Annotated in this window: 27 protein-coding genes; 15 read left to right on the top strand and 12 right to left on the bottom strand. The window is 74.7% G+C overall.

Annotation, left to right across the window (positions count from 1 at the left end; genetic code table 11):
• The first annotated feature begins 14 nt into the window (after positions 1-14).
• Positions 15-494, top strand: coding sequence for an SRPBCC family protein (locus ACYX4T_RS04680; RefSeq protein ID WP_476013416.1), 480 nt, complete (start codon positions 15-17; stop codon positions 492-494).
• On the opposite strand, the gene ACYX4T_RS04675 is transcribed toward ACYX4T_RS04680, so the two are convergent.
• Complete coding sequence (locus ACYX4T_RS04675; protein ID WP_476013415.1) at positions 448-1,044, bottom strand: 2'-5' RNA ligase family protein; 597 nt, start codon at positions 1,042-1,044, stop codon at positions 448-450. The genes ACYX4T_RS04680 and ACYX4T_RS04675 overlap by 47 nt on opposite strands.
• Before the next feature lie 65 nt (positions 1,045-1,109).
• Between ACYX4T_RS04675 and ACYX4T_RS04670 the strand changes: the two genes are divergently transcribed.
• Genes ACYX4T_RS04670 through ACYX4T_RS04660 form a run of 3 tightly spaced genes read left to right on the top strand, consistent with a single transcriptional unit; the run spans position 1,110 to position 4,454 of the window.
• Entirely contained in the window at positions 1,110-1,559 is a 450-nt protein-coding gene (locus ACYX4T_RS04670) for a helix-turn-helix transcriptional regulator (protein WP_476013414.1), read from the top strand.
• Between the two features lie 5 nt (positions 1,560-1,564).
• Positions 1,565-2,002 carry a VOC family protein gene (locus ACYX4T_RS04665; RefSeq protein ID WP_476013413.1) on the top strand — a complete coding sequence of 146 codons (438 nt, stop codon included), beginning with the start codon at positions 1,565-1,567 and terminating at the stop codon, positions 2,000-2,002.
• Between the two features lie 55 nt (positions 2,003-2,057).
• Positions 2,058-4,454: an ATP-binding cassette domain-containing protein gene (locus ACYX4T_RS04660; RefSeq protein WP_476013412.1), complete on the top strand. Its 2,397-nt coding sequence runs from the start codon at positions 2,058-2,060 to the stop codon at positions 4,452-4,454.
• 67 nt (positions 4,455-4,521) lie between these two features.
• Here ACYX4T_RS04660 and ACYX4T_RS04655 read toward each other — a convergent pair whose 3' ends face one another.
• Together ACYX4T_RS04655 and ACYX4T_RS04650 are read right to left on the bottom strand one after the other, a co-directional pair.
• A complete protein-coding gene (locus ACYX4T_RS04655; protein WP_476013411.1) occupies positions 4,522-5,046 on the bottom strand; it encodes a hypothetical protein in 525 nt (174 codons plus the stop codon).
• A gap of 91 nt (positions 5,047-5,137) precedes the next feature.
• Positions 5,138-6,511 carry an HNH endonuclease signature motif containing protein gene (locus tag ACYX4T_RS04650; RefSeq protein ID WP_476013410.1) on the bottom strand — a complete coding sequence of 458 codons (1,374 nt, stop codon included), beginning with the start codon at positions 6,509-6,511 and terminating at the stop codon, positions 5,138-5,140.
• A gap of 274 nt (positions 6,512-6,785) precedes the next feature.
• On the opposite strand from ACYX4T_RS04650, the gene ACYX4T_RS04645 reads away from it, so the two are divergent.
• Together ACYX4T_RS04645 and ACYX4T_RS04640 are read left to right on the top strand one after the other, a co-directional pair.
• Complete coding sequence (locus tag ACYX4T_RS04645; protein WP_476013409.1) at positions 6,786-7,163, top strand: cupin domain-containing protein; 378 nt, start codon at positions 6,786-6,788, stop codon at positions 7,161-7,163.
• A 23-nt stretch (positions 7,164-7,186) separates the two neighbouring features.
• Positions 7,187-7,417, top strand: coding sequence for a hypothetical protein (locus ACYX4T_RS04640; protein WP_476013408.1), 231 nt, complete (start codon positions 7,187-7,189; stop codon positions 7,415-7,417).
• 9 nt (positions 7,418-7,426) lie between these two features.
• Here ACYX4T_RS04640 and ACYX4T_RS04635 read toward each other — a convergent pair whose 3' ends face one another.
• Positions 7,427-8,212 (bottom strand): SGNH/GDSL hydrolase family protein, encoded by a 786-nt coding sequence (locus ACYX4T_RS04635; RefSeq protein ID WP_476013407.1) that lies wholly within the window; start codon positions 8,210-8,212, stop codon positions 7,427-7,429.
• 12 nt (positions 8,213-8,224) lie between these two features.
• Positions 8,225-10,000, bottom strand: a complete 1,776-nt coding sequence (locus tag ACYX4T_RS04630; protein ID WP_476013406.1) for a serine/threonine-protein kinase — start codon at positions 9,998-10,000, stop codon at positions 8,225-8,227.
• Positions 10,001-10,261: 261 nt separating this feature from the next.
• Here ACYX4T_RS04630 and ACYX4T_RS04625 point away from each other — a divergent pair, with 261 nt between their 5' ends.
• From ACYX4T_RS04625 to ACYX4T_RS04615, 3 genes are all read left to right on the top strand, one after another.
• Positions 10,262-10,426, top strand: a complete 165-nt coding sequence (locus tag ACYX4T_RS04625; RefSeq protein WP_476013405.1) for a CsbD family protein — start codon at positions 10,262-10,264, stop codon at positions 10,424-10,426.
• 110 nt (positions 10,427-10,536) lie between these two features.
• On the top strand, positions 10,537-11,526 hold the full coding sequence (locus tag ACYX4T_RS04620) for an SDR family oxidoreductase (RefSeq protein WP_476013404.1): 990 nt from the start codon (positions 10,537-10,539) through the stop codon (positions 11,524-11,526).
• Between the two features lie 59 nt (positions 11,527-11,585).
• Positions 11,586-12,563 (top strand): alpha/beta hydrolase, encoded by a 978-nt coding sequence (locus tag ACYX4T_RS04615; protein WP_476013403.1) that lies wholly within the window; start codon positions 11,586-11,588, stop codon positions 12,561-12,563.
• A gap of 3 nt (positions 12,564-12,566) precedes the next feature.
• On the opposite strand, the gene ACYX4T_RS04610 is transcribed toward ACYX4T_RS04615, so the two are convergent.
• The 3 genes from ACYX4T_RS04610 to ACYX4T_RS04600 form a co-directional block, all read right to left on the bottom strand.
• A complete protein-coding gene (locus ACYX4T_RS04610) occupies positions 12,567-13,217 on the bottom strand; it encodes a DUF3159 domain-containing protein (RefSeq protein ID WP_476015179.1) in 651 nt (216 codons plus the stop codon).
• A 116-nt stretch (positions 13,218-13,333) separates the two neighbouring features.
• Positions 13,334-14,497, bottom strand: coding sequence for an acyl-CoA dehydrogenase family protein (locus tag ACYX4T_RS04605; RefSeq protein ID WP_476013402.1), 1,164 nt, complete (start codon positions 14,495-14,497; stop codon positions 13,334-13,336).
• Between the two features lie 4 nt (positions 14,498-14,501).
• Positions 14,502-15,686 carry a CaiB/BaiF CoA transferase family protein gene (locus tag ACYX4T_RS04600; protein ID WP_476013401.1) on the bottom strand — a complete coding sequence of 395 codons (1,185 nt, stop codon included), beginning with the start codon at positions 15,684-15,686 and terminating at the stop codon, positions 14,502-14,504.
• A gap of 157 nt (positions 15,687-15,843) precedes the next feature.
• Between ACYX4T_RS04600 and ACYX4T_RS04595 the strand changes: the two genes are divergently transcribed.
• Genes ACYX4T_RS04595 through ACYX4T_RS04585 form a run of 3 tightly spaced genes read left to right on the top strand, consistent with a single transcriptional unit; the run spans position 15,844 to position 18,745 of the window.
• Entirely contained in the window at positions 15,844-16,902 is a 1,059-nt protein-coding gene (locus ACYX4T_RS04595; protein WP_476013400.1) for a TRAP transporter substrate-binding protein, read from the top strand.
• Positions 16,899-17,456, top strand: a complete 558-nt coding sequence (locus ACYX4T_RS04590; RefSeq protein WP_476013399.1) for a TRAP transporter small permease — start codon at positions 16,899-16,901, stop codon at positions 17,454-17,456. The genes ACYX4T_RS04595 and ACYX4T_RS04590 overlap by 4 nt, the downstream gene beginning before the upstream one ends.
• Positions 17,456-18,745: a TRAP transporter large permease gene (locus ACYX4T_RS04585; protein ID WP_476013398.1), complete on the top strand. Its 1,290-nt coding sequence runs from the start codon at positions 17,456-17,458 to the stop codon at positions 18,743-18,745. The genes ACYX4T_RS04590 and ACYX4T_RS04585 overlap by 1 nt, the downstream gene beginning before the upstream one ends.
• Here ACYX4T_RS04585 and ACYX4T_RS04580 read toward each other — a convergent pair.
• Positions 18,693-19,325 carry a hypothetical protein gene (locus tag ACYX4T_RS04580; RefSeq protein ID WP_476013397.1) on the bottom strand — a complete coding sequence of 211 codons (633 nt, stop codon included), beginning with the start codon at positions 19,323-19,325 and terminating at the stop codon, positions 18,693-18,695. The genes ACYX4T_RS04585 and ACYX4T_RS04580 overlap by 53 nt on opposite strands.
• A gap of 131 nt (positions 19,326-19,456) precedes the next feature.
• Positions 19,457-19,966 (bottom strand): CGNR zinc finger domain-containing protein, encoded by a 510-nt coding sequence (locus ACYX4T_RS04575; protein ID WP_476013396.1) that lies wholly within the window; start codon positions 19,964-19,966, stop codon positions 19,457-19,459.
• A 107-nt stretch (positions 19,967-20,073) separates the two neighbouring features.
• Between ACYX4T_RS04575 and ACYX4T_RS04570 the strand changes: the two genes are divergently transcribed.
• Together ACYX4T_RS04570 and ACYX4T_RS04565 are read left to right on the top strand one after the other, a co-directional pair.
• Positions 20,074-20,961: an alpha/beta fold hydrolase gene (locus ACYX4T_RS04570; protein WP_476013395.1), complete on the top strand. Its 888-nt coding sequence runs from the start codon at positions 20,074-20,076 to the stop codon at positions 20,959-20,961.
• A 282-nt stretch (positions 20,962-21,243) separates the two neighbouring features.
• Positions 21,244-23,604: an arylsulfatase gene (locus ACYX4T_RS04565; RefSeq protein ID WP_476013394.1), complete on the top strand. Its 2,361-nt coding sequence runs from the start codon at positions 21,244-21,246 to the stop codon at positions 23,602-23,604.
• A 1-nt stretch (position 23,605) separates the two neighbouring features.
• Here the strand turns inward: ACYX4T_RS04565 and ACYX4T_RS04560 are convergent, their stop codons facing one another.
• Positions 23,606-24,412, bottom strand: a complete 807-nt coding sequence (locus ACYX4T_RS04560) for a formylglycine-generating enzyme family protein (RefSeq protein ID WP_476015178.1) — start codon at positions 24,410-24,412, stop codon at positions 23,606-23,608.
• A 116-nt stretch (positions 24,413-24,528) separates the two neighbouring features.
• Here ACYX4T_RS04560 and ACYX4T_RS04555 point away from each other — a divergent pair, with 116 nt between their 5' ends.
• A complete protein-coding gene (locus ACYX4T_RS04555; RefSeq protein WP_476013393.1) occupies positions 24,529-25,446 on the top strand; it encodes a LysR family transcriptional regulator in 918 nt (305 codons plus the stop codon).
• 13 nt (positions 25,447-25,459) lie between these two features.
• Here the strand turns inward: ACYX4T_RS04555 and ACYX4T_RS04550 are convergent, their stop codons facing one another.
• Positions 25,460-26,017 (bottom strand): trimeric intracellular cation channel family protein, encoded by a 558-nt coding sequence (locus tag ACYX4T_RS04550; protein ID WP_476013392.1) that lies wholly within the window; start codon positions 26,015-26,017, stop codon positions 25,460-25,462.
• Positions 26,018-26,043: the final 26 nt, after the last annotated feature.

Here is a 26,043-nt window from a genome sequence, read left to right as displayed (position 1 = left end):
CCACCGGCAGTGCCATGCTGCGCCCCGTGAACGAGCAGCGCATCGAGGTCACCCGGTGGATCGACGCCGAGCCGGCGACCGTCTTCGACGTGCTGCGCGACCCGCACGGCCACGTGGCCATCGACAGCTCGGGGATGCTCATGGCCGCCACGGGCGAGCCGGTGCAGGGCGTCGGCGACCGCTTCACCGTGCACATGGACCGCGAGGCCCTCGGCGACCGCCCGCTCGGGCGCTACGACGTCGACGTCGTCATCACCGTCTACGAGCCCGACGTCGAGATCGCCTGGACGATCGAGGGGCAGGTGCGCCCCTTCATCGGTCACGTCTACGGCTACCGCCTCGCGCCGGCCGACGACGGCACCCGCGTGACCTCGTACCACGACTGGTCCGCCATCCACCCGGAGTGGGCGGCGCGCGACATCTTCCCGGTGATCCACCCGCAGTCGATCAGGGCGACGCTCGGGATCCTGGCCCGGGCGGTCCAGAAGGACTGACCCCCAGCGGCGCCTCGGCCCCGACGTCCCAGGTCGCGGTGCGCACGAGGAGCTGCACGGCCTCGACGCGCACGGTCAGCGGCAGGCGGGGCGCGAGCGCGGCCTCGGCGCGTCGCAGGGCCGCGGCCGGGGCGGCGCGACGCAGGCCGACCGTCAGGTGCGGGACGAGCTCGCGGTCCTCGCGCTCCAGCGCGGGGAACGCCGCGTGGACCCGCTCGGCGATCTCCCGGAACGCGTCGACGGCGTGCGGTCCGTCGGGCGCCAGCCACAGCACCCGCTCGCCGAACCAGCGCAGCGCGCCGAAGGTGCACGCGAACGCCGGCACCGGGGCCACCGCCGCGCGCAGCGTCGCCACCGTCGCCGCCGTGACCTCCGCCGGGAGGACGAACGGGTGGACGAGGGTCAGGTGCGCGCCCAGGCCCCGCCGCGCGGTCGGGTCGAGCTCGTCGCGGAACGCCCCGACCAGCGGCTCGGCCTCGGGCACCAGGGCCGCGATCATCGTCCGGCGCGCGGCGGGGTCGAGGAGCGGGTCGGGGGACGGGCCGGGCACGGCCCGAGGATGCCGCTCGTCGAGGCGCTCCCGCAGGTCGGGCGGCCCGTGGCACGATCCTGCGGGTGACCGGGCGAGCGTCCCACGAGGAGTACCTGCGCGAGCTCGCGCTGCTGCGCCGCGTGCGGGACCGCATCGACCGCGAGTACGCCCGGCCCCTCGACGTCGAGGCGCTGGCGCGCGGGGTGCACCTGTCGGCCGGGCACCTCAGCCGGGCCTTCCGCCGCGCGTACGGCGAGTCGCCCTACAGCTACCTCATGACCCGGCGCATCGAGCGGGCGATGGCGCTGCTCCGGCGCGGCGACCGGAGCGTCACCGAGGTCTGCTTCGAGGTTGGCTGCTCGTCGCTGGGGACCTTCAGCACCCGGTTCAGCGAGCTCGTCGGGATGTCGCCGAGCGCCTACCGCCGCGAGGCGTCCCGCGAGACCGAGGGCATGTCGCCGTGCGTCGCCCGCAAGGTCACGCGACCGATCAGGAATCGAGAAGCACCGGTCGTCGAGCCCTCCCTAGCGTGAGCGGCATGACCAGCACCGGCAGCACCGACATCACGATCTACCAGGCCTACCTCCCCCACGACGACGCCGAGGCCGCCATCGCCTTCTACCGCGACACCCTCGGCTTCGAGGTCCGCCAGCACGTCGAGTACGGCGACATGCACTGGATCACCGTCGGCCCGCCCGGCCAGCCCGGCACGTCGATCGTGCTGCACCCGCCGACGGCCGACCCCGGCATCACCGACGACGAGCGCCGCGTGGTCGCCGAGATGATGGCCAAGGGCACCTACGCCGGCATCAACCTCGCCACCCCGGACGTCGACGCCACCTTCGAGCGGCTCCAGGCCGGTTCCGGCGACCGGGTCGACGTCGTCTCCGAGCCCACCGACCAGCCCTGGGGCGTGCGCGACTGCGCCCTGCGCGACCCCGCCGGCAACATGATCCGCATCTTCGAGGTGACGTGAACCCGGCTGTCCGACCAGCCCCGACCCGCCGCACCACCCGGAGGACCGAGACCCGATGAGCACGGCCACGCCGGACGTCCGATCCGACGGTCCCCTCGGCGTCCACACCGCCGACGGGCACGACCGCATCCGCGTGCACGGCGCCCGCGAGAACAACCTCAATGACGTCAGGGTCGAGCTGCCCAAGCGGCGCCTGACGGTGTTCACCGGCGTCTCCGGGTCGGGCAAGAGCTCGCTGGTGTTCGGCACGATCGCCGCCGAGTCACAGCGAATGATCAACGAGACGTACAGCGCGTTCGTCCAGGGCTTCATGCCGACCCTCAACCGCCCCGACGTCGACGTCCTCGACGGCCTGACCACGGCGATCGTGGTCGGTCAGGAGCGGATGGGCGGCGACGTCCGCTCGACGGTCGGCACGGCCACCGACACCGGTGCGATGCTGCGCATCCTGTTCAGCCGGCTCGGCGAGCCGCACATCGGTGGGCCGCAGGCCTTCTCGTTCAACGTGGCCTCGATCAGCGGCGCGGGGGCGGTGACGTTCTCCCAGGGCGGCCGCGAGATCAAGGAGCGCCGCGACTTCAGCATCACGGGCGGCATGTGCCCGCGCTGCGAGGGCCGCGGCGCCGTGTCCGACGTCGACCTCACCGTGCTCTACGACGACAGCAGGTCGATCAACGAGGGCGCGATCACGATCCCCGGCATGAGCATGGACGGCTGGTTCGGCCGCATCCTGCGCGGCTGCGGGTTCTTCGACCCGGACAAGCCGATCGCGCGGTTCACCAAGCGCGAGCTCGACGACCTGCTCCACAAGGAGCCGACGAAGCTCAAGATCGAGGGCATCAACCTCACCTACACCGGCCTCATCCCGCAGATCGAGAAGTCCTTCCTGTCCAAGGACCGGGAGGCGATGCAGCCCCACGTCCGCGCCTTCGTCGACCGCGCGGTCGTCTTCACCACCTGCCCGGAGTGCCACGGGACGCGGCTGTCCGCGGCGGCGCGGTCGTCGACGATCGCCGGGAAGAACATCGGCGAGGTCTGCGCGATGCAGATCAGCGACCTCGCCGCGTGGGTGCGGGGCCTCGACGAACCGTCGGTCGCGCCGCTGCTGGGCTCGCTGTCGGAGACGCTCGACTCGTTCGTCGAGATCGGCCTGGGCTACCTGTCGCTCGACCGGCCGGCGGGCACGCTCTCGGGTGGCGAGGCGCAGCGGACGAAGATGATCCGGCACCTCGGCTCGGCGCTCACCGACGTCACCTACGTCTTCGACGAGCCGACGATCGGGCTGCACCCGCACGACATCGCGCGGATGAACGACCTGCTGCTGCGCCTGCGCGACAAGGGCAACACCGTGCTCGTCGTCGAGCACAAGCCGGAGACGATCGCGATCGCCGACCACGTCGTCGACCTCGGGCCCGGGGCGGGCACCGGCGGCGGGGAGATCGTCTACGAGGGCGACCTCGACGGGCTACGGCACAGCGGGACGCGCACCGGGCGGCACCTCGACGACCGGGCGTCGCTCAAGACGTCGGTGCGCACCCCGACCGGCGCGCTCGAGGTGCGCGGGGCCGACGCCCACAACCTGCAGGGCGTTGACGTCGACATCCCGCTCGGGGTGCTCGTCGCCGTCACGGGGGTGGCGGGGTCGGGGAAGAGCTCGCTGATCCACGGGTCGGTGGCCGGGAGGGAGGGCGTGGTGGTCGTCGACCAGGCGCCGATCAAGGGCTCGCGGCGCAGCAACCCGGCGACCTACACCGGGCTCCTGGAGCCGATCCGCAAGGCGTTCGCCAAGGCCAACGGCGTGAAGCCGGCGCTGTTCAGCGCGAACTCCGAGGGCGCCTGCCCCAACTGCAACGGCGCCGGGGTGATCTACACCGACCTCGGGATCATGGCCGGCATCTCCACGGTGTGCGAGGTGTGCGAGGGCCGGCGGTTCGACGCCTCGGTGCTCGAGTACCTCCTCGGCGGCCGGGACATCAGCGAGGTCCTGGCGATGCCGGCCGCGGAGGCCGCGACGTTCTTCGGGGCCGGCGAGGCGAGGACCCCGGCGGCGCACCGGATCCTCGAGCGGCTCGTCGACGTCGGCCTCGGCTACCTGACGCTGGGGCAGCCGCTGACGACGCTGTCGGGCGGCGAGCGCCAGCGGCTCAAGCTGGCGACGCAGATGGCCGACCAGGGCTCGGTCTACGTCCTCGACGAGCCGACGACGGGCCTGCACCTGGCCGACGTCGAGCAGATGCTGGGCCTGCTCGACCGCCTCGTCGACTCCGGGCGGTCGGTGATCGTCATCGAGCACCACCAGGCGGTCATGGCGCACGCCGACCACGTCATCGACCTGGGGCCGGGCGCCGGGCACGACGGTGGGCGGGTGGTGTTCGAGGGGACCCCGGCGCAGCTCGTCGCCGACCGCTCGACGCTGACCGGGCGGCACCTCGCGGAGTACGTCGGGGCCTGATCAGGTCCCGGCGGGCGTCGGGGCCGAGAGGTCGGGGGCGCGGGCGTCGACGGACGGGCGGCCGGCGTCAGGCGGCGGCGACCAGGCCGACGAGGCTGCCGATCGCGGCGAGCACGGCCAGCGGGACCCCGACGACCAGCGCCGTGCGGACGTGGCGGAGCCGGCCCGTCGCCCACATCGCGGCGGCGGGCAGCAGCGCCAGGACGGCGACGCCGAGGAACGGCACGGCCAGGGCGGTGAGGACGCCGGCGGTGCCGGTGGGCACCGCACGCCCGGTTTCGGTGTCGAGCTGGGCGGGGACGACGTCGCCGGCCGCGGAGTCCGGGGTGGCGTCGACCGCGACCGCCGGTCCGCCGCTGTCGGGGACGAAGGTGCCGCGGCAGTCGTAGCGGCCCTTGCCGAGGGCGAGGCACTCGTCGACGGTGAGGGTGCCCGGGACGCCGGCGCCGCCGGTGGCGAGCTGGAGGTCGCCCCATGAGGTGACCAGGGGCGTCACGCCCATCACGATCCACAGGACCAGCAGCACCGCCCGCCCGGCCGGGCCGGGACCGCGGCCGCGGGTGGGCGTCGGGGCGCCGAAGAACTCCGTCACGGCGCCAGCATGATCGAGCCCGCGGCGCAGGAGTACTGAGGAAACGCTGTGGCTCGGTCGCCGGCGGCGGCGCGTCCCCACCCCGTGCCCGTTAGAGGGGGACGCGGGGTCGGCCGCCGGGTCGGGGCTGCTGGTCGGGGTCGATCCAGGGTGGTGGGGTGAACCAGGGCAGGCCGTCGCGGATGGTGACCTGCCAGTGGCCGTGGTGGATGAGCCGGTGGTGATAGCGGCATGCCAGCACCAGGTTGGCCAGGCAGGTCGGTCCACCGTCGGCCCAGTGGTGCAGGTGGTGGGCCTGGCAGCGGCGGGGCCGGCGGTCGCAGCCGGGGAAGGCGCAGCCGCCGTCGCGCAGGTTCAGCGCCCGGCGGATCGCCTCGGGCACGGCGCGGGTGGCCCGGCCGACGTCGAGGGGCTCGGAGCGCGACCCGAGCACCACGGGCACGACCTCGGCGTCGCAGGCCCACCGGCGCGCCGTGGCCGCGGCGACCCGGTGCCCGGAGTCGAGGGTGGCGTGGCCGGTGGCCGCCTGCAGCCACCGGTGGTCCATCGTGATCGTCAGCAGCGCCCGGCCGGGCCGCTCGACCCGCCCCGCCCGCTCGGGTGCCGGGCGCGGCGCGGGGATCAGGGGCTCCCCGGTGTCCTCGGTGTCCTCGGCGTCCTGGGTGTCCTCGGCGTCCTCGGCGTCCTGGGTGTCCGGGGCGGCGGTGCCGTCGACCGGCTCGAGCTCATCGGTGGGGGTGAGGCCGCCGGGGCGGCGGGCGTCCTGGACGAGGTCCTTGAGCCCGTCGGCGCGGCGGCGCCCGATCTCGCGGCGGTCCTCGGGCCCGCACGGCTGGGCCAGGGCGTCGATGACCTCGCAGAACGCCTCGGCGTCGACCGGGTCGTGCAGCCGGCCCTTGTACTCCAACGCGCCGTCGCGGCGCCGCCGGGCCCAGATCAGCTCGTCGCGGCAGTCCTCCCCGTCGGCCGGGGCGACCCCGTCCGGGTCGAGCCGCGCCAGCAGCGCCTCGGCGGCCTTGGCCAGCGCGCGCGGCGCCAACCGCGTGGCCTGGGCGGCCAGGATCGCCTCGGCCTGGGCCCACTGCTCGGCGCTCACCGTCTCGACCCGGTCCAGGCGGGCCATCGTGCGGCGGATCACCGCCAGGTGCCCCGCCCCGATCCGGCCCGCCGCGGCCACGGTCGCGGTCGCCGGCAGCCGTGGGGGCAACGACTCCCCCAGCAACGAGCACCGCGCCACGAGGTCGGCGGCCTCCTCGCACCACCGCTTCGCGTCGTGGGCGTCGACGCGCCACAGCTCCGCCACCAGCCGCGCGGTGCCCGCATCGCCGGTGCGCTCGGCGACCCCGTCGGCCTCGAGCGCGGCGATGTCCTCGAGCAACCGGAACTGCTCGGCGCGCAATGCGACCATCCGCGCCCGGGCACGGTCGAGCAGCTCCTGCCCGACCACACCCACCGGTTCGCTCATGTGTTCGAACCTAGGACACACCCCCGACACTGCGGCCCTGAACGCTGAGACCGGTCTCAGCTCACGGCACGTCGCCCCCGGGTCGCGGTCATCTCGACTCGGGTCATCGGGGGTGGCCGTCGGACACCGACCAGCTCGGCGGGGTCCTCGCCGCGCTGGGCCCCGAGCGCCCGGTCGTCGTCGGGCACCCCACCTCGCCCTGCTCGGCGGGCCCGAGCGCTTCGCGGCGACGCTGCGACCCCAGCTCGACGCCCCGGACTGACACCGTGGCCCCATGAGCTTCTTCGTGCGCCCCCCGGGCGACGGCGACCGGTACGAGTTCGGCGGCGCGACGTTCACGGTCAAGGCCGACGGCGGCGACACCGAGGGCCGCGTCGGTGTGATGGAGCAGTCCGGGCCACCCGGGCTGACCGTGCCGCCGCACACCCACGAGGGCGAGGACGAGATGTCCTACGTCCTCGCCGGCGAGCTCTCCGGGTTCTGCGGCGACGAGCGGTTCACCGCGTCGGCGGGCTCGTTCCTCTTCCTGCCCCGCGACGTCGAGCACGGCTTCGAGGTCGTCGGCGACGAGCCCGCCCGGGCGTTGACGATCGTCGGGCCGGCCCGGTTCGACGCGCTCATCCGCTCGCAGGGCCGCCCGCTGACCTCCTAGGCTGGTCGCGGGGAGGGATCGCCGTGCGGGACGAGGAACTGATCGTCGAGTTCGCGTTGACGCGCCTCGACCACCCCGGCACGGACCTCGAGGAGACCGCGACGCTGCTGGTGCGTCGGGTCGGCCCGGAGCAGATGCTGGAGTTCGCCTCGCAGAACCTCGCCGACCGGGGCGAGCTGCGTGGCGCCCTGTTCGACGCGGCCGTCGAGCGGGTCGTGCGCGTGGTGCTGCAGCTGCGCGACGCCCCGCTCTGACGGCCCGGCTCACGCCCCCCGGCGCTCGGGCGGCGGCACCGGCACCCAGGTGGGGTGCTTGCCGTGGCGGCCGTCCCCCGACGACCGCCCGCGCAGCCGGCGCCCGACCCACGGCAGCACGTGCTCGCGGTAGTACCGCAGCTCGGTGACCACGCCGCGCGCGCCCGCGCCGTCGGTGGGTCCCGCAGCGGGCGCCGGCCCCTCCCCGATCCCGGCGAGCACGAGGTCGGCGGCGCGGCGGTGGCCCGCCGGCCCGAGGTGGAGCCGGTCGGGCGACCAGTAGCCGGGCCGCTGGATCTCCGCGTCGTGGAAGACGTCGACGAAGCCGGTGCCGTGGGCGGCGAACTCGGCGGCGAGCTCGGCGATCCCGGCGGTGAGCAGCTCCCCGCGGCGCCGCACGACGCTGCCGAACGGGAGCCGCTGCGACGGGTCGGCGCCCGAGATGAGCACGACCCGCACCCCGGCGTCGGTCGCCCGGCGCACCGCCCGCTCGGTCATCGCGACGAGGTCGTCGACGGCGATGTGCCGGCGCAGCATGTCGTTGCCGCCGCCGTTCAGGGTGAGCAGCGTCGGGCGCGGCTCCAGCGCGAGGGCCGCGTCGAGCTGCTCGGTGACGATCGGGCCGAGCAGCCGCCCCCGCACCGCGAGGTTCGCGTACCCGATCTCCTCGCCGCGGGCCGTGGCCAGTCCGGCGGCGACGAGATCGGCCCAGCCGCGGGTCGCCCCGTCCCCGACCTCGTCACCCACGCCCTCGGTGAAGCTGTCCCCGATCGCCGCGAAGTACACGGCGACCATCCTGCGCGAGGATCAGCCGCCGATCTCCGCCCGGGGCCGGAAGTGCAGCTGGTTCCACACCGCCCACGACTGGTCCATCGTCGCCGTACGGATCTCCCAGCTGTACGCGAGACCGTCGTAGAGGCCGGTCGAGTAGATCGTGCCGTCGCGCTCGGCGGTGTAGAGCGGGCCCTGGGACGCACCCCCGGGCAGCGACCAGGTCTGGTACTGGTCGACGCGGGGCCCCAGCGACTCGGTGTCGCGGTAGAAGGCCTGGGCGCCCGCCGTGTCGGGCCATCGGGCGAAGATCACCCGCGCGTCCGGGGCGACGCCCGGGTAGCGGCAGATGACGGCCTCGGCCGGGTCGACCCCGGTGCTGGTGGTGAGCCGGTCCTGCGGGCCCGCGGGGCGGCAGTCGGCGCCCGCGGCGTCGGGGAAGACCTCGGTGACGGCCAGCGCCGCGGCGCCGGTGGACGGCGCCGGTGCGGTGGACCCCGCCGGGGCCGGGGCCGACTGCGGGGACGACGACGGTGGCGTGGCCGTCGTCGTGCTCCCGGAGTCGCGCTGCACGAGCAGCGCCACCGCCCCGACGACCACCAGCAGCAGGACGACCACGACGCCCGCCACGATCGCGGCGGTCCGGCCGTTACCCCGCCCTCCCCGCGGCGGCGGAGGGCCACCGGGCTCGGTGTAGCGGACGGTGCCGGGTCCCGGCGGTGGTGGGGGGAACGAGCCGGGACCGCCCATCGGCACGCCGGTGGCGGCCGGGCCGTGGGGAGCCGGCCCGTGGGGCGCGGAAGGGCGCCACGGCTCGGGCCCCGACGCCGGACGCGGACCGGGCAGCGGTCCGGGGACCATCGTCGGCGTGCTGCGCTGCGGTCCGGAGACCGGAAGCGCCGCCGGGCCCACCGCCGTCGGCTGCTCCCCGCCCTCCCGGTCGCCCCGGACCGCCGCGGCCGCGGCGACGGCGAGGTCGCCGGCGGTGGCGTAGCGGCGGGCGGGGTCCTTGGCCATGGCGGTCGCGAGGACGGCGTCGAGCGCGGGCGGCGAGCCCGGCGCGACCTCTGACAGGCGCGGGGGCGTCTCGTTGAGGTGGTCGTACATCAGGCCCGGGCCCTCGGACACGAACGGCGGGCGACCGGCGATCGCCTCGAACAGCAGGCAGCCCAGCGCGTAGACGTCCACGCGCCGGTCGAGGTCGCGGCTGAGGAAGATCTCCGGCGCCATGTAGGCGAGCGTCCCGATGGCCATGCCGGTGCCGGTCAGCGAGTTGCGCGACCCGTCGCCGACGGACCGGACGATGCCGAAGTCGACGAGGTAGACGAAGTCGCGCCCGCGGTGCTGGGTGATGAGCACGTTCGACGGCTTGACGTCCCGGTGGACGAGCCCGTCGTCGTGCGCGGCGTCGAGCGCCTCGGCGACCTGGTGCACGATCTCCACCGCCCGCGCCGGCTCGAGGCCGCCGTGGCGCTCGATCTCCTCGGCGAGGTCGGCGCCGGACACCAGGCGCATGTCGATGAACAGGTGCCCGTCGATGGTGCCGAAGTCGTGGATCGGGATGACGTGCGGCGACGACAGGCGCGCCGCGGTGCGCGACTCGCGGCGGAACCGCTCCTGGTACTCCGCGTCGTCGACCAGTCCGCCGTGCAGCCGCTTGAGCGCGACCGTGCGCTGGCGACCCGTGTCGTAGGCGCGGAAGACCTCGCCCATCCCGCCGCGCCCGATGCGCTCCTCGAGGCGGTAGGGCCCGAACATCTCCACCGGCCCGCTCGACGACGGCGGCGTGTGGCCCGGGGCCTCGGTGCTCATGGGCGGGGTCTCCTGGGTCACGGGGAGCAGATGTCACCGAGAGTATGCGCGATCACGGTCTACTAGGCCAACAGCGACTTCTTCGTGCCGCGACCATCACTCTGCGTGAAATCATCTCCCACGGCGGAACTCGAACGACGACCGCGGCACGCCGCGACGATCGGAGCAGTCGTGCCCGGCGAACGACGGCCGTCGACGGGCGACCGGCCGAACTTTGCCGGCGGAGCGCCTGAGATCGCCGCGCCGGGGAAGGACGACCACATGAGCGCTGACGACACCGTCAAGAACCGCACGCAGCAGGTGAAGGGCAAGGCCAAGGAGGCGGCGGGGCAGGCCACGGGCAACAAGAAGCTCGAGTGGAGCGGCAAGCGCGACATGGCCTCGGGCGAGGTGAAGCAGCGGGGCTCGAAGCTCACGGGGTCGTAGCGCCCGGCGAGGGGGCCCGGTGTGCCACGGATCGGGAGGCCGTGGCTGTCCCCGTCGGACCGGACGAGTGTCGGTGCCACACCGCACGGAGACGACCCGAGGAGCCCCCGATGCCCCGCACCCCGATCGACATCACCGTCCCCGACCTCACCGGCCGCCGCGTGGTGGTCACCGGCGCCAGCGACGGTGTCGGGCTCGGCCTCGCCACGCGCCTCGCCGCGGCGAACGCGGAGGTCGTCCTCCCGGTCCGCAACCCGCGCAAGGGGCAGGCCGCGATCGCCCACATCCGCGAGCGGGCCCCGCGCGCGACGGTCTCGCTGCGCGAGCTCGATCTGTCCTCGCTGGCCTCGGTCGCCGCGCTGGGCGAGACCCTGCGCGGCGAGGACCGCGCGATCCACGCGCTGATCAACAACGCGGGCGTCATGACTCCGCCCGACCTGCAGCGCACCGCCGACGGCTTCGAGCTGCAGTTCGGCACCAACCATCTGGGCCACGTCGCGCTGGTGGGCCACCTGATGCCCCTGCTGCGCGCCGGCCGCGCCCGCGTGGTCTCGCAGCTGAGCATCGCCGCCCGCCGCGGCCGCATCCACTGGGACGACCCGCACTGGGAGCGGGACTACGACGGGGGCCGCGCCTACGCCCAGTCGAAGATCGCCTCCGGGCTCTTCGCGCTCGAGCTGGCCCGCCGCAGCCGGGCGAACGGGTGGGGCGTCAGCAGCATGCTGTCCCACCCCGGCGTCGTGCCGACCAGCCTGCTCGCGGGGCGCCCCGAGGTCGGCCGCGCGCAGGACCTCCCGCAGATCCGGCTCATCCGGGCCCTGTCCCGGTGGGGCGTGCTCGGCACCGTCGAGACCGCGCTGCTGCCCGCCCTTTACGCCGCCACCTCCCCCGACGCGCGCAACGGCCGGTTCTACGGACCCGCGGGCCTCGGGCACGTGCGTGGTGGCCCCGCCGAGCAGGAGCTCTACGCCACCCTGCGCAGCACCGAGGAGGCCGCCCGCGTCTGGGCGCTCTCGGAGGAGCTCACCGGGGTCAGCTTCCGCACGGACGGGGTGAACGGTGCGCGCCCGCTGCCTCGGTCGCGCAGCATGCAGGTCTGAGTACCGTCCCGGGGACGGCCCACCGGCCGTCCCCGCGGCGCCCCGGAAGGAGCCCGCGCGTGTCCGACACCCTCGACCGGTTGCAGCCCGACCTCCGCCTGCCCGCCCGCCTCATGAGCGCGGCGCTCGGGCAGCGGCGCAGCGTAGAGAGACTCCGCCGCCCGCCCGGCGCGGTCGACCGCGTGCTCTCGGAGCTCGCCCGCCGCCGCGTGCCGAAGTCGTTGCGCGTCCACGAGGAGAGCGTCGCGCGGGCCGACGGGTCGCGGCTGCGGCTGCTCGTCATCCGGCCCCGCCGGCCGCGCCGCGACGTCCCGGGCCTGCTCTGGTTGCACGGCGGCGGGTACCTCACCGGCGAGCCGGAGCAGGGCATCGCCGTCGTGCGGTCGTTCGTCGAGGGCAGCGGCTGCGTCGTCGTGGCCCCCGCCTACCGCCTCAGCGTCGACGCGCCCTACCCCGCGGCCCGCGACGACGCCTACGCCGCGCTGCTGTGGCTGCGCGACCACGCCGACGAGCTGGGCGTGCGCCCCGACCAGCTCGCCGTCGGCGGCAACAGCGCGGGCGGCGGGCTGACCGCCGCGACCACGCTCTGGGCGCGTGACCGGGGCGAGGTGTCGGTGGCCTTCCAGATGCCGCTCTATCCCATGATCGACGACCGCACCCCGGTCGACGTCCTCGACGACGCCCCGGTGTGGGACGCGGTCACCAACCGGAACGCCTGGTCGATGTACCTCGGCGACCTCGACGGCACCGACGACGTCCCCGCCTACGCCGCGCCGGCACGGTGCACCGACCACGCCGGCCTCCCGCCGACCATGACGTTCGTCGGCGACGTCGACCCGTTCCACGACGAGACCACCCGCTACGTCGAGGCGCTGCGCGCGGCGGGCGTGCCCGTCGAGTTCCGGGTGGTCGCGGGCGCGTTCCACGGCTTCGACGTGATCGCGTCGAGCGCGAGCACGGCCCGCGAGGCCGTGGCGTTCCGGGACCAGTGGTTCGGCCACGCCGTGCGGACGTTCCGGGCGGCGCAGCCCGGCTGACCGTCAGGCCCTGATCAGGCGCTTCGTCGAGCGGCGGAAGGCCCAGAACCCGACGGCGGCGGCCACCAGCGTCAGCGGGGTCCCCATCGCGATCCTCGCGATCGCGAGGGCGCCGGTCGCGTCGAGGACGTAGAGCCACTGCGTCACGACGAAGCGCGCCGCGAACACCAGCGCCGCGGCCAGGGTGGCGACGTCGTGGGCGCGCCGGACCCCGCGGTCCGCGCGCCAGGGGTGGCCGCCGCCGTGCAGCGCGTTCCAGGCGAGGCCGGTGAGGGGCCGGCGCACGACGAGCGAACCGGCGGTCGCGGCGAACCCGATCAGCGCGGCGACGATGCCGACGAGGAAGAAGTCGCTCGCCGAGCCGGTCCAGACCGCGATCCCGCCCGCGACCGCGACGCCGAGCACCCCGCTGAGCGCGGAGGACAGGGGCGCGCCGCGGGCCCAGCGGACCGTGCCGAGCACGACCGCGACGGTCAGCGCGAGGACGACCGCCGCGAGCAGGGTGACGAACGGCGTCAGCGCGGCGAACACGACCTGCGGGAGCCCCGCGCCGACGATGCCCCACCAGCCACCGAGGCGGTCGAGCATGGTGGGCGGCGGGGCCGCCGTCGCGATCGGGACGGTCGGCGTCTCGGTGCGGGTCTCGTCGACCATCACCACGGTCCCTCCCCAGGGGGCGGGCCCGGCCGGGCCCGTGCGAAGCCCACGGAACGCCGTGCCGCTGCGGCACACTCAAGTCCGGCCGGGGTGACCCGGCTCACGCGCGCCGATCAGTACGACTTCGGCAGCCCGAGCACGTTCTGCGCGATGTAGGCCAGGACGAGCTCCTGGCTGACCGGCGCGATCTTCATCAGCCGCGCCTCGCGGAAGTACCGCGGTATCCCGTACTCCTCGGCGTAGCCCATGCCGCCGAGGGTCTGCAGCGCGCGGTCGGCGGCGAAGAAGCCCGCGTCGGCGGCGAGGAACTTGGCGGTGTTCGCCTCCCGCGCGCACAGTCGTCCGGTGTCGTAGAGCCACGCCGCCTTGCGGCACACCAGCTCGGCGGCGTCGAGTCGGGCCGTGGCCTCGGCGAGCGGGAAGGCGATGCCCTGGTTGCTGCCGATCGCGCGGCCGAACACCGTGCGGTCCGAGGCGTAGCGGACGGCGGCGGCGACCGCGGCCCGGCCGATGCCCAGCGCCTCGTGGGCGATGAGGATGCGCTCCGGGTTGAGGCCGTCGAGCAGGACGCGGAAGCCCTCGTGCTCGGTGCCGACGAGGGCGCTCGCCGGCACCCGGGCGCCGTCGAACGTCACCTCGTAGGAGGTCACGGCGTTGCGGCCCATCTTGGGGATCGGCGCGACCGAGACGCCCGGCGTCGCCATGGGCACGAGCAGGATCGAGATGCCGCGCATCGGCGATCCCTCGTCCCGTGGCGCGGTCCGGACGGCGAGGACGACGACCTCGCTCTCCCCCGCCTTCGAGATCCAGACCTTGCGGCCGTCGACGACGTACTCGTCGCCGTCGCGCACGGCCCGCGTGCTGATCCGCGAGGTGTCGGTGCCGGCGTCGGGCTCGGTGACGCCGAAGCAGGCGTGCAGCTCGCCGGTGGCGACGCGCGGCAGCGTCTCCCGCCGCATCCGCTCCGAGCCGTGCTTCGCGACGACGTTCATTCCGAACATGCCGAGGTGGACCGGGGTGCAGGCGTTCATGGCGCCGTCGGACGCGGCGAGGGTCTCGACGACGACGCTCGCCGCGGTCACCCCGAGCCCGCCGCCGCCGTACTCCTCGGGGACCGAGATGCCGAGCCAACCGCCGTCGGCCAGCGCCCGGTAGAAGTCCCACGGGAACGCGTGGTCGCGGTCGTGGCGGTTCCAGTACTCGCGGTCGAACCCGGCCGCGAGCTCGGCCACCGCGGTCCGGATGGCCCGCAGGTCCTCGTCCTCGGTGAAGTCCACGGCGTCACTCCTCGTCGGGATCGTCCGTCTCGGCGCGCAGCGCGTCCCCGTGCTCGTCGAGGCGAGGGGCGGGCGCCCAGTCCGGCGCGCCGCTGCGGGAGAAGCCCACCGGGCCGCGGGCCTGGCGCAGCGGCCCGGCGTGGGGATGCTCGGCGTGCTGCAGGAAGTCGACGGCGGCCAGGTGGGGGTCGTCGAAGAGGGCCGGGACGTCGTTGACGACGGTGGCCGGGACGTTCGCCGTCCGGCACAGGGCGATCACCTCGGCCGTGGTGCGCGTGGCGACGGCCTCCTCGAGCCAGCGGTAGAGCTCGTCGATGTGCCGGCTGCGCGCGCCGATCGAGGCGTAGCGCGGATCGTCCGCGAGCTCGGGGTGGCCCAACGCGGGGAAGACCGCGCGCCAGTGGGCGTCGGTGTAGGCCAGCACGCTCACCAGGCCGTCCGTGGTGCGGTACGGCCGGCGGTGCGGCGAGCTGGTGCGCGCGTAGCCGGCCGGGCCCCGCGGCGGGTCGAAGACGTAGCCGCCCTGCTGCTCGAGGAGCAGGAACTGCGCCATTGTCTCGAACATCGGCACCTCGACGGCCTGCCCCCACCCGGACGACGACCGCTCGACCAGCGCCGCGGCGATGGCGCCGACGGCCATCAGCCCGGTGACCTTGTCGGCGACGGGGCTGCGCACGAACTGCGGCTCGCCGGTCCCGGTCTGGGTCGCGGCGAGCCCCGAGACGGCCTGGATGACGTCGTCGTAGGCGGGCTGGGTGCCGTACGGGCCCCCGGCGCCGTAGCCGCGCATCGCGCACACGACGAGGGCCGGGTTGACCTGGCGGAGCGTCGCGTGGTCGATGCCGAGGCGGCGGTCGGCGCCGTCGGGGCGGTTGTGGGTCAGGACGTCGGCCCGCGCCACGAGCCGGTGGAGCCGCGCCCGGTCACCGGCGTCCTGCAGGTCAAGGACGACGCTCTCCTTGCCCGCGTTGGCGTTGAGGAAGATCGGGCCCAGGCCCTGCTCCCCGCCGTCGCCCACGCCCCGTACGACGTCACCCGCCGGCGGCTCCACCTTGATCACCCGCGCACCGAACTGTGCGAGGACCAGCGTCGCGTAGGGCCCCATGAACGTCGTGGTGAGGTCGACGACCGTGATCCCGGCGAGGGGTCCGCGCGGCCCGTCCGTCCCGCCGGCGTCCGGAGCCGCCACGTCCCACCTCCCCGTCACCGATCTCGGGCGGTGCGCCCGGGAGGACCCTAACCACACGTGGGACCCGATTCCCATGTTGAGTTCCGCGTACCGCCTGTCGTACGGTCGGCGTCCCCCACCAGCGTGACGCGGACCACACCGGGGCCCCGGAGGACGCATGATCCACGGACTCGCACGGCTCCTGGCCGTGGTGGCCCTCGTCGGCCTGGTGACGACGGGGTGTGCCGGCCGTGACGGGCCGCCCGGCACGGCCACGCTGGTCGTCGGCGACTCGTTCCCGACGTCGCACCCGTTCTCCCGCGACGGCGCGAGCTTCTTCATCGACCGCGCCGAGGAGCTCTCCGGCGGGCGGCTGGCCTTCGAGTACTACCCGTCCGAGGGCCTCGGCGCGGCCCAGGACTTCGTGACCCTGACCGACGCCGGGGTCATCGACATCGCGATGATCTCGCCGGGCTACGTCTCCTCGCAGCTGCCGCTGTCGGGGGTGGCGGACCTGCCCGGCATGAGCACCGACCCGTGCCGTGCCGCCCTCGCCCTCGAGCCGCTGCTCGCCGAGGGCGGGGTCCTCGCCCGGGCGGACTTCGCCCCCGACGGGTTGCGGCCCCTGGTGGTGGGGGTCGTGACCGGCTACGAGGTGATGACCGGCGGCGGGCGGGCGATCACCGACCCGGCCGACGTCGTGGGCCTGCAGCTGCGGTCCTCCGGCGGGGCCATCGACCGGACCGTGCAGGACCTCGGGGCCGCCCCGGTGGCCATGCCGGTGACCGAGCTCTACGAGGCGATCGCCCGGGGCACCGTCGACGGCACCGTCCTCGGCCCGATGAGCGCCCTGCCCTACCGGCTCGACGAGGCCGCCACGAACTCGACTCTCGGGGCCCAGCTGGGCAGCTTCACGATCACCTACTCGATCGCGCAGCGGACGTGGGACGGCCTGCCGCCCGACCTGCAGGGCGTCCTGGCCCAGGCCGGGCGCGACACCACCCGGCACCTCTGCGGCGCGGTCGCCGCCTACGACGCCCGGGCGCGGGACCGCCTCGCCGCCGGCGGTCTGGTCTTCCACGAGCTCGCCCCGGACGAGTCCGTGCGGTGGCGCGCGGCCGTCGCGCCGGTCCGCGAGCAGTGGGTCGCCGACATGGAGGCGATGGGCCTGCCCGGTCGCGCCGCGCTCGACGACCTCCTGGCCGCGCAGCAGCGGGTCGCCGGGGTCGCCCCGTGAGCGGGTTCGAGGCCGGGCTGCGGCGGGTCGAGGACGCGCTCGCGGGCGTCGCGGGCCTCGCACTGCTCGCCCTGACCGGGCTGGTGGTGCTGGGCGTGGTGCTGCGCTACCTCGTCGGCAGCCCCCTCTCGTGGGCCTACGCGTTCAGCACCGACTACCTCCTGACCGCGGTGTTCTTCCTCGCGCTGCCCTACACCGTGCGGGCGGGCGCGCACGTCCGCATCGAGGTCGCGTACCGGGCACTGCCCCGGCGGGCGCAGCGGTGGTGCGACGTGGTGGGCAGCGTGCTGTCGGTGCTCTTCGCCGCCGCCCTGACCTGGGGCGGGCTGCGGCTGACCCTCGGCGCGTGGGCGGACGGCGACGTCCCGCCGCCGGGCGGCGCCGAGCTGTCGTGGCCGGTCTGGACCTCGGCGATCATGGTGCCGATCGGGTGCGGCGTGCTCCTGGTGCGGCTGCTCCACACCCTCGTCGTGCACCCCGGCGGCGACGCGTTCGGCGACCGTCTCGACGACGCCGACACCACCACCGCCGCCCCGACCGAGGCGGGCCCCTGATGCTCGCGCTGCTCGTCGTCGTCCTGCTACTGGTGCTGCTGCTGATCCGCGTGCCCGTGGGGTTCGCGATCGGCGCCGCCGGGTGTCTCGGTCTCCTCCTGTACGGCGGCCTCCCGGCACTGACGGGGTTCCTCGAGACGACACCGGCCACGACCGCGTCCGCCTACTCGCTCTCCCCCATCCCGCTGTTCATCCTCATGGCCCAGTTCGTCCTGCACAGCGGCATGGCCTCGCGCCTGTTCGACAGCGCGCGGACGTGGGTCGGCCGCACCCCCGCCGGCCTCGGAGTGGCGACGACGCTGTCCGGCGCGGTGTTCGCCGCGATCTCCGGGTCGAGCACCGCGGCGGCCGCGACCCTGGCCTCGACGACGGTTCCCGAGATGACCCGCCGGGGCTACGACCCGCGGCTGGCGAACGGCCTGGTCGCCGTGGTCGGGACGCTCGCGGCGATGATCCCGCCCAGCATCATCCTCGTGTTCTACGCGGTCATCGCCGAGGAGAGCGTCGGCCAGGTGCTCATCGCCGGGTTCCTCCCCGGGGCGCTGGTCGTCGGCGCGCTCGTGCTCACCACCTGGCTGGTCATCTGGCGCCGCCCGGAGCTGGCGCCGCGCGGCGAGCGCCACGCGCTGCTGACCAAGGTGCGCACGCTGACCGCGATCGGGCCGGTCGTGGTGCTCTTCGTCCTGGTCACCGTGAGCATCTACCTCGGCGTGGCATCCCCCACCGAGGCCGCGGCGCTCGGCGCGGCCGGGGCACTCGTCCTCGGCCTCGTCGGGGGCGGCCTCGACGGCGCGGGCATCCGCGCCGCCGTGCTGGAGACCCTGTGCTCCACCGCCATGATCCTGCTGATCATCCTGTCCGCGCACGTGTTCGGCTACGTGCTCACCCTCAGTCAGGTCACCGGCACCGTCGTCGACGCGCTCGCCGCCATCCCGGCGCCGGCGACCGTGGTGTTCCTCGGCCTCGCCGTGGTCTACCTCGTGCTCGGCGCGTTCATGGACCAGATGGCGATCCTCGCGCTCACGGTGCCGATCGTGCTCCCGGTCATCGAGGAGCTCGGCTACGACCCGATCTGGTTCGGCGTCATGGTGGTGCTGCTCGCCGAGATCGGGCTGGTCAGCCCGCCGCTCGGGCTCAACGTCTTCATCGTCGCCCGGTCGACCGGCGTGCGGACCGAGGAGGTATTCCGCGGCGTGCTGCCCTTCGTGGGCGCCCTCCTGGTCCTGGTGCTCGTCCTCACGTTCGTGCCGGACCTGGTCCTGTGGCTGCCGGAGACGATGACGGGCTGACCTCCTCGCCCGCGCCGCGCAGCATGGCCTGGGCGGCCCACCGGATGATCCGGCTGCGCTCCTGGGCGTCGTCGACGTGGCACGCGTCCTTGAGGGCGATGAACGACTCGGTGCCGGCGAGCATGGCGAGACCGGCGACCAGGTCCGTGTGCGCCTGCGGCGCGAGCCGCCCCCGCAGCGGCTCGACGGCGTGCCGCATCCAGGCGAGACGTCGGCCCTCGAGCAGGCGGACCTCCTCGGCCTGGCCCGGCTCGAGCCGCGCCTCCTTGTCGAGCGACAGGCGGATGATCGCGCGGAACGCCGCCTCGTGGGCGGTGATCCGCTCGTGCATGGCCCGCAGGATCCGGTCGACGCGCTCCTCCACGTCCTCGGCGTCCGTGTCCTCCTCGGCCGCCTCCGCGGCGTGCGCTGTCTCGTCGAGCAGCGCGACGACACTGCCCATCGACGCCTCGAGGATCAGGCTCTCCTGGGTCGGGAAGTAGCGGTAGGCCGTGCTGCGGCCCACGAGAGCCTCGTCGGCGGCCTCGCCGACCGTCGGCACCTTGCCCTGGTCGAGCAGCGTCTGCGTGGCCTCCAGCACCGCGACACGCGTCCGCCTCTTCTGGTTGACCCGGCCCGACGCCAACGCATCTTCGGACCGCCACGACGGGACACCCTTTCCCATGACGGCACCGTAGGACACCGACGCGTCGCCCGGGCTGCTCGGTGGGGCTACTCGGCGGGGGCGGCGTCCTCGCGGTGCCGCTGGTGGTGCCGGCGGACCTTGAGCCGGTTGCCGCAGGTCCTCATCGAGCACCAGCGCCCGGAGTTCGCCCGGCTCCGGTCGAGCAGGAACAGGCGGCACTCGGGGTTGGCGCACGGCCGCAGCCGCCCGGGGTACCGCTGCGCGACCGCGCTCCAGGCCAGGACCAGCTCGACGGCGAGCCGCCGCGCGGCCGGGGTCTCGAGCCGCCAGGTGACGCCGCCGTCGCCGACCTCGGGGAGCTGACGGGCCCCGGCGAGGAGGTCGCCGAGCCGCTCGGGATCCGCCTCCCCCGCCACGACCTCCTGCAGCCGGGCGCGGGCGTCGCGCAGCGGGCCGAGCTCGGCGTCGTCACCGTCGCCGCCGTGGGCGCGCACCCAGGCGCGGAGCTCCTCGTCGTCGGCCCACCGGTCGGTCGGCCGCCCGTCCACGACCGGCGTGCTGTTGAGCGCCTCGACCAGCGCCTGCTCGTCGAGCACGGGGCACCACCTCCTGCCGCTAACCGTATCACCGCACTTGACAGGTTAGACCGTGCTGCGTTCACTGAGGACCACTAACCACCACGAAACACCGAAGGAGTTACGCCATGGTCGAGGTCCGTCACCGTGCCGCCGTCGTCGACGGCCACCGGCTCGCCTACCGGGAGGCCGGCCCGGCCGACGCGCCCGTGCTGGTGCTGCTGCACGGCTACCCCACGAGCTCGCGCATGTTCCGGCACCTCATCCCCGCGCTGGCCGACCGCTACCACGTGATCGCGCCCGACCACCTCGGGTTCGGGCGGTCCGACGCGCCGCCGATCGAGGAGTTCACCTACACCTTCGACGCCCTCGCCGACCTCACCCGCGGCCTGCTCGCGCGGCTCGGCGTCAGCCGCTATGCGATCTACGTCCAGGACTACGGCGCCCCGATCGGCTGGCGCCTCGCGCTGCGCGACCCGTCGGCGATCACCGCGGTCATCAGCCAGAACGGCAACGCCTACGACGACGGATTCGTCCCGGCGTTCTGGGCGCCGGTCTGGGCCTACGGCGCCGACCCCGGTCCCGACACCGAGGACCCCGTGCGCGCCGCGCTGAGCCTCGAGGCGATCCGCTGGCAGTACCTCCACGGCGTCGCCGACCCCGAGCTCGTCGACCCCGACACCTGGGCCCAGGACCACGCCGAGGTCTCCCGGCCCGGTCAGGAGCGCATCCAGCTCGCCCTGTTCGCCGACTACGCGACCAACCCACCGCTCTACCCGGCCCTGCACGCGTGGTTCCGCGCGAGCGGGGTGCCCCTGCTCGCCGTGTGGGGCGCCGAGGACGAGATCTTCGGGCCCGCCGGCGCCCGCGCCTTCGCCCGCGACCTGCCCGACGCCGAGATCCACCTCGTCGAGGGCGGCGGCCACTTCCTGCTCGAGAGCCACCTCGACCTCGTGGCCGGCCACGTCAGCGGGTTCCTCGGCCGCGCTCTCACGCCGGTGCTCGCCGGGGCGTGACGCCGCTCACGGACGGCCAGCACCCTCGGCGCCGCGCGACGGGCGCGCCGCGACGTCGACCGTTCGCCGGTCCCACCGCCGCCCCGCCGCACCCCTGACCGTGCACCTGCGCTGAACGTCGTCGTGCTCGATCACTCGCTGGACGTGAACGATCGTTGCGGGTGAGGCTGGGGCCGGCCTCCGTGGCGGCAGCGTTGCCGTCCTGCGCGTTGCCCTCGTCGAGGCCACATCCCGCGCCGACGCGTCGAGCCGACGCGCGCGCCGAGCGAAGGGGAGGAACCCATGGGTGTGCCCACCGGAGGCCGACGCGTCCTGCCGGAGCCGGACGTGCCACGACGGACGATCACGACGTGCGGGCCCGACGGGACGCCGCGGCCGTTCGACCCGGTGCGGCCGACCGAGCCGCCCGCCGGGGCGCCGAACGTCGTGCTCGTCGTGCTCGACGACCTCGGCTTCGGCAGCTCCAGCGCGTTCGGCGGACCCTGCCGGATGCCGACGGCCGACCGCCTCGCCGACGGCGGGCTGCGCTTCACCCGCTTCCACGTCACGGCCCTGTGCTCCCCCACCCGCCAGGCGCTGATGACCGGCCGGAACCACCACGCCGTCGGGATGGGCGCGACCACCGAGATGGCGACCTCGGCGCCCGGCTACACCGGCTACCGCCCGCGCAGCGCCGCGACGCTCGCCCGCGTGCTGCAGGGCAACGGCTACAGCACCGCGGCGTTCGGGAAGTGGCACCAGACGCCGCCGGCCGAGATCAGCCCCGTGGGCCCGTTCGACCGCTGGCCCACCGGCGAGGGGTTCGACCACTTCTACGGGTTCATGGCCTGCGAGATGAACCACTGGTACCCGCTGCTCTACGAGGGCACGACGCCCGTCGAGCCCACCCGGCGCCCCGAGGACGGCTACCACCTGTCCGAGGACCTCGTCGACCGCGCCGTCGACTGGGTGCACACCCAGCGCTCCCTGACGCCCGACCGCCCGTTCTTCACCTACCTCGCCTTCGGTGCCTCCCACGCCCCGCTGCACGTCGCCCCGGAGTGGCGCGAGCGCTACGACGGCGAGTTCGACGGCGGCTGGGACCGGCTGCGCGAGGACACGCTGGCGCGGCAGAAGGCACTCGGCGTGGTCCCCGGGCACGCCGAGCTCGCCCCGTGGCCCGACGGCGTCCCGCACTGGGACGACCTCGACGACACCCGCCGGGCGCTCGGCGCGCGGTTCATGGAGACGTTCGCGGGCTTCACCGAGCACGCCGACGCCCAGCTCGGCCGCTTCGTGGCCGCGCTCTCCGAGCTCGGGGCGATGGAGAACACGCTGTTCCTCTACCTGCTCGGCGACAACGGCGCGTCGGGCGAGGGCGGGATCGAGGGCACGCACGTCGAGCACCGCCTCGGCCACGGCATGGTCGACGACCCGGCCGAGATGCTCGGCCACCTTGACGGTATCGGCGGCCCGGCGAGCTACCCGATCGCGCCGGTGGGCTGGGCGCTGGCGATGAACACGCCCTACCAGTGGACCAAGCAGGTGGCCTCGCACTTCGGCGGCACCCGCGACGGGCTCGTCGTGCACTGGCCCGCCGGGATCGCCGACCGCGGCGGGCTGCGCCACCAGTTCCACCACGTCATCGACGTGCTGCCCACCGTCCTGGACTGCGCCGGCATCCCCCGGCCCGACAGCGTCGACGGCACGACGCAGCAGCCGGTCGACGGCACGAGCATGCGGTACACGTTCGACGACCGGGACGCCGCCGACCGCCGGCGCACCCAGTACTTCGAGATGTGCGGCAACCGCGGCGTCTACCACGACGGGTGGACGGCGGTGACGCGTCACGGCACGCCGTGGGAGATGGTGCCGACCGACAGCGGCGGGTTCGGCGACGACGTCTGGGAGCTCTACGACACGGTCGCCGACCCGAGCCAGGCCCACGACGTCGCCGCCGAGCACCCCGAGCTCCTCGCGCAGCTGCGCGAGCTGTTCGGGGTCGAGGCGGCGAAGTACCAGGTCTTCCCCCTCGACGACCGGGTCACCGAGCGGGAGAACCCGCGGCTCGCGGGCCGGCTCGACCTGGTCGGCGACCGCACGTCGGTGACGTTCCGGGGCTCGACCCGGCGCCTCATCGAGGAGACGGTCCCGAACGTCAAGAACCGGTCGCACGCGGTGGTCGCCGACGTCGAGGTGCCGGCGGGCGGCGCCGAGGGCGTTCTCGTGGCCCAGGGCGGGCGCTTCGGTGGCTGGGCGCTCTACGTCGCGGACGGGCGGGCCTGCTACGTCTACAACTTCTTCGGCCTGCGCCGGCACACCGTCCGCGCGGAGCACGCGCTCGCCCCCGGGCGGCACGAGGTCCGGATGGACTTCGCCTACGACGGCGGCGGGGACGGCCGGGGCGGGACGGCGACGCTGCGGGTGGACGGGCTCGTCGTGGGCACGGTGCGGGTGGACGCGTCGGTGCCGTACTACTTCTCGTTCGACGAGACCTTCGACGTCGGCGTCGACCTCGGCACCCCGGTCACCGACGACTACGCGGCCGGGGACAACGCCTTCACCGGCACCGTCCGCTCCGTGCGTGTCGAGCTCACCGCCCCGGAGCCCGAGCCGGGGCCCGACCCGGAGGCACGGCAGCGGCGGGTCATGACGTCACACTGACTCACACCGACCCCGCGCAACGGAAGCCCAGGTTCCCCGAGCTCGACTCCGGTGTGTTCGACGTCCGGGCCGCGACCCGGTAGCGGTTGCAGTACGAGTCGTGGCAGAGGTAGGAGCCCCCGCGCATGACGCGGGTGCTCCCCTCGTCCGGGCCGGCCGGGTCGAGCTCCGGGGAGCGGGCGTACCAGTCGGCGGCGAAGCGGTCGGCGCACCACTCCCAGACGTTGCCGACGGTCTGCCAGAGCCCGTAGCCGTTGGGCCGGTAGGTCTTGACGGGGGCGGTGGTCAGGTAGCCGTCGTCACGGGTGTTCTCGGTGGGGAACCGCCCCTGCCACGTGTTGAGGTTCCAGCGACGACCCAGCTCGTCGCCCCACGGGAAGCGCCCGCCCGCGAGACCGCCGCGGGCGGCGTACTCCCACTCCGCCTCGGTGGGCAGCCGCCGGCCCGCCCACGCGGCGTACGCCGTGGCGTCGTGCCAGGAGACGTGGACGACGGGGTGCTGGGCGCGGTCGCCGACCGACGACCCCGGCCCTTCGGGCCGTCGCCAGCACGCCCCGCGCACGGCGAGCCACCACGGGGCGCCGTCGACGCTGGTCAGGACGTCGGCGCGGTCGCCGGTGAAGGCCAGGTGGAACACCGCGGACGAGCCCCACCGCTCGGCGTCGGTGACGTGGCCGGTGTCCTTGACGAACCGGCCGAACGCCGCGTTGGTGACGGTGGTGGCGTCGATCGCGTAGGGGCTCAGCACGACGCGGTGCACCGGGCGCTCGCCGTCGCCGGGGTCGCCGTCGCCGTGGTGGTCCCCCATCGCGAACGCGCCGCCGCTGATCGGGATCTGACCTCGTGCCACGAGCGGGCAGTCTCGCCTCCGCGACCGTTCGGCACCAGCGGACAACCGAGCACGGAACTGTTGGGATGTGCCGCATGGACCTGTCGCTGCGCCGTCTGCGCACGCTGCGCGAGGTCGCGCGCCGCGGCGGGGTGAACGCGGCCGCGGCGGCGCTGCACTACTCCCCGTCCGCGGTCAGCCAGCAGCTCGAGGCGCTGGGCGTGGAGGTCGGCACGCCGGTGCTCGAGCGTGTCGGGCGCGGGGTCCGGCTCACCGAGGTCGGCCGGGTCCTCGTGGAGCAGTCCGAGCTGCTGCTCGCCGCCGAGCACCGGGCGATCGCCGCGGTCGAGGGCGCGCGCCGGCACCTGTCGGCCCGGCTGTCGGTCGGCATCTTCGCCGCCGCGGCGGCCGGCCTGCTGCCCGCCGTCATCACCGACCTCGCCGCGACCCACGCCGGCATCACCCTGGAGAGCACCGAGACCGACCAGGAGCAGGCCGTCCTCGACGTGCGGCACGGGCACCTCGACCTCGCCCTGCTGCTCGACTACCCCGACGCCCCGGAGCCGTGGGCGCCCGGGCTGACCGTCGTCCCGCTCGGCCAGGACCGCATCCACCTCGCGGCCCCCACCGGCTCGCCCTACCGCCCCGGCACCGACCTCGCCGAGCTCGCCGACGAGACCTGGATCATCTCCGGCCCGCACACCTACTACGGCCGCGCGGTGCGCACCGCCTGCCGCCGGGCCGGCTTCGAGCCGCACGTCCGGCACCGGGTCGACGGGCTGGCGACGGCGCTGGCGATGGTCGCCAACGGGCTGGGCGTGACGCTCGCCAGCGATCTCGGCCGCGTGTTCTGCCCGCCGACCGGCGTCGACGTCGTCCCGTTCGAGCACCCGCTGCTGCGCACGGTCGTCCTCGCGCACCTCCCCCACGCCGTCGAACGGCCGAGCGTGCGGGCCACGGTCGACGCCTTCGCCCGCGCCGCGGCGGCGCAGGGGCTGGCGGCGACGGGCTGATCGGACGGCCTGCTCAGCCGTCCGTGCCGCGCCGGCCGGGCGGGGACGGGGCGTTGAGCCGGAACCCCACGCCGAGCATCCGCACCGTGAACGCCAGCGCGGCGCCCACCAGCGACCACACGAGCGCCGTGCTGCCCAGCCGGTCGGCCACCACCACGACGAGCGCCCCGAGCAGCGCCGGGACCGCGTAGAGCTCGCTGGAGAGGACGGTGGGGATGCGGCGCACGAGGACGTCGCGGAGGGTCCCGCCGCCCACCGCCGTGATGCCGCCGAGGAGCACCGCCTGCCCGGCGCCGGCGCCGAGCTCGAGCGCCCGGGTCGCGCCCGTGACGGCGAAGAGGCTCAACCCGAGGGCGTCGAACACGGTGATCGAGAGCGTGACGCGCTCGAGCTGCCGGCTCAGGACGAAGGCGAGCAGCCCACCGGCCGTCGCCACCAGGAGGTAGCGCCAGTCGCTGAAGGTCGCGGGCGGCAGCGCGCCGAGCAGGACGTCGCGCAGGATGCCGCCCCCGAGCGCCGTGATCATGGCCAGGGTGACGACGCCGACGATGTCCAGCCGCGCGACGCGCACGGCGGTCAGGGCGCCGTTGAGCGCGA

The organism is Actinomycetospora sp. ABD4_176 (genome assembly GCF_056311855.1).
This window is presented reverse-complemented; position numbering and strand designations above follow the sequence as displayed.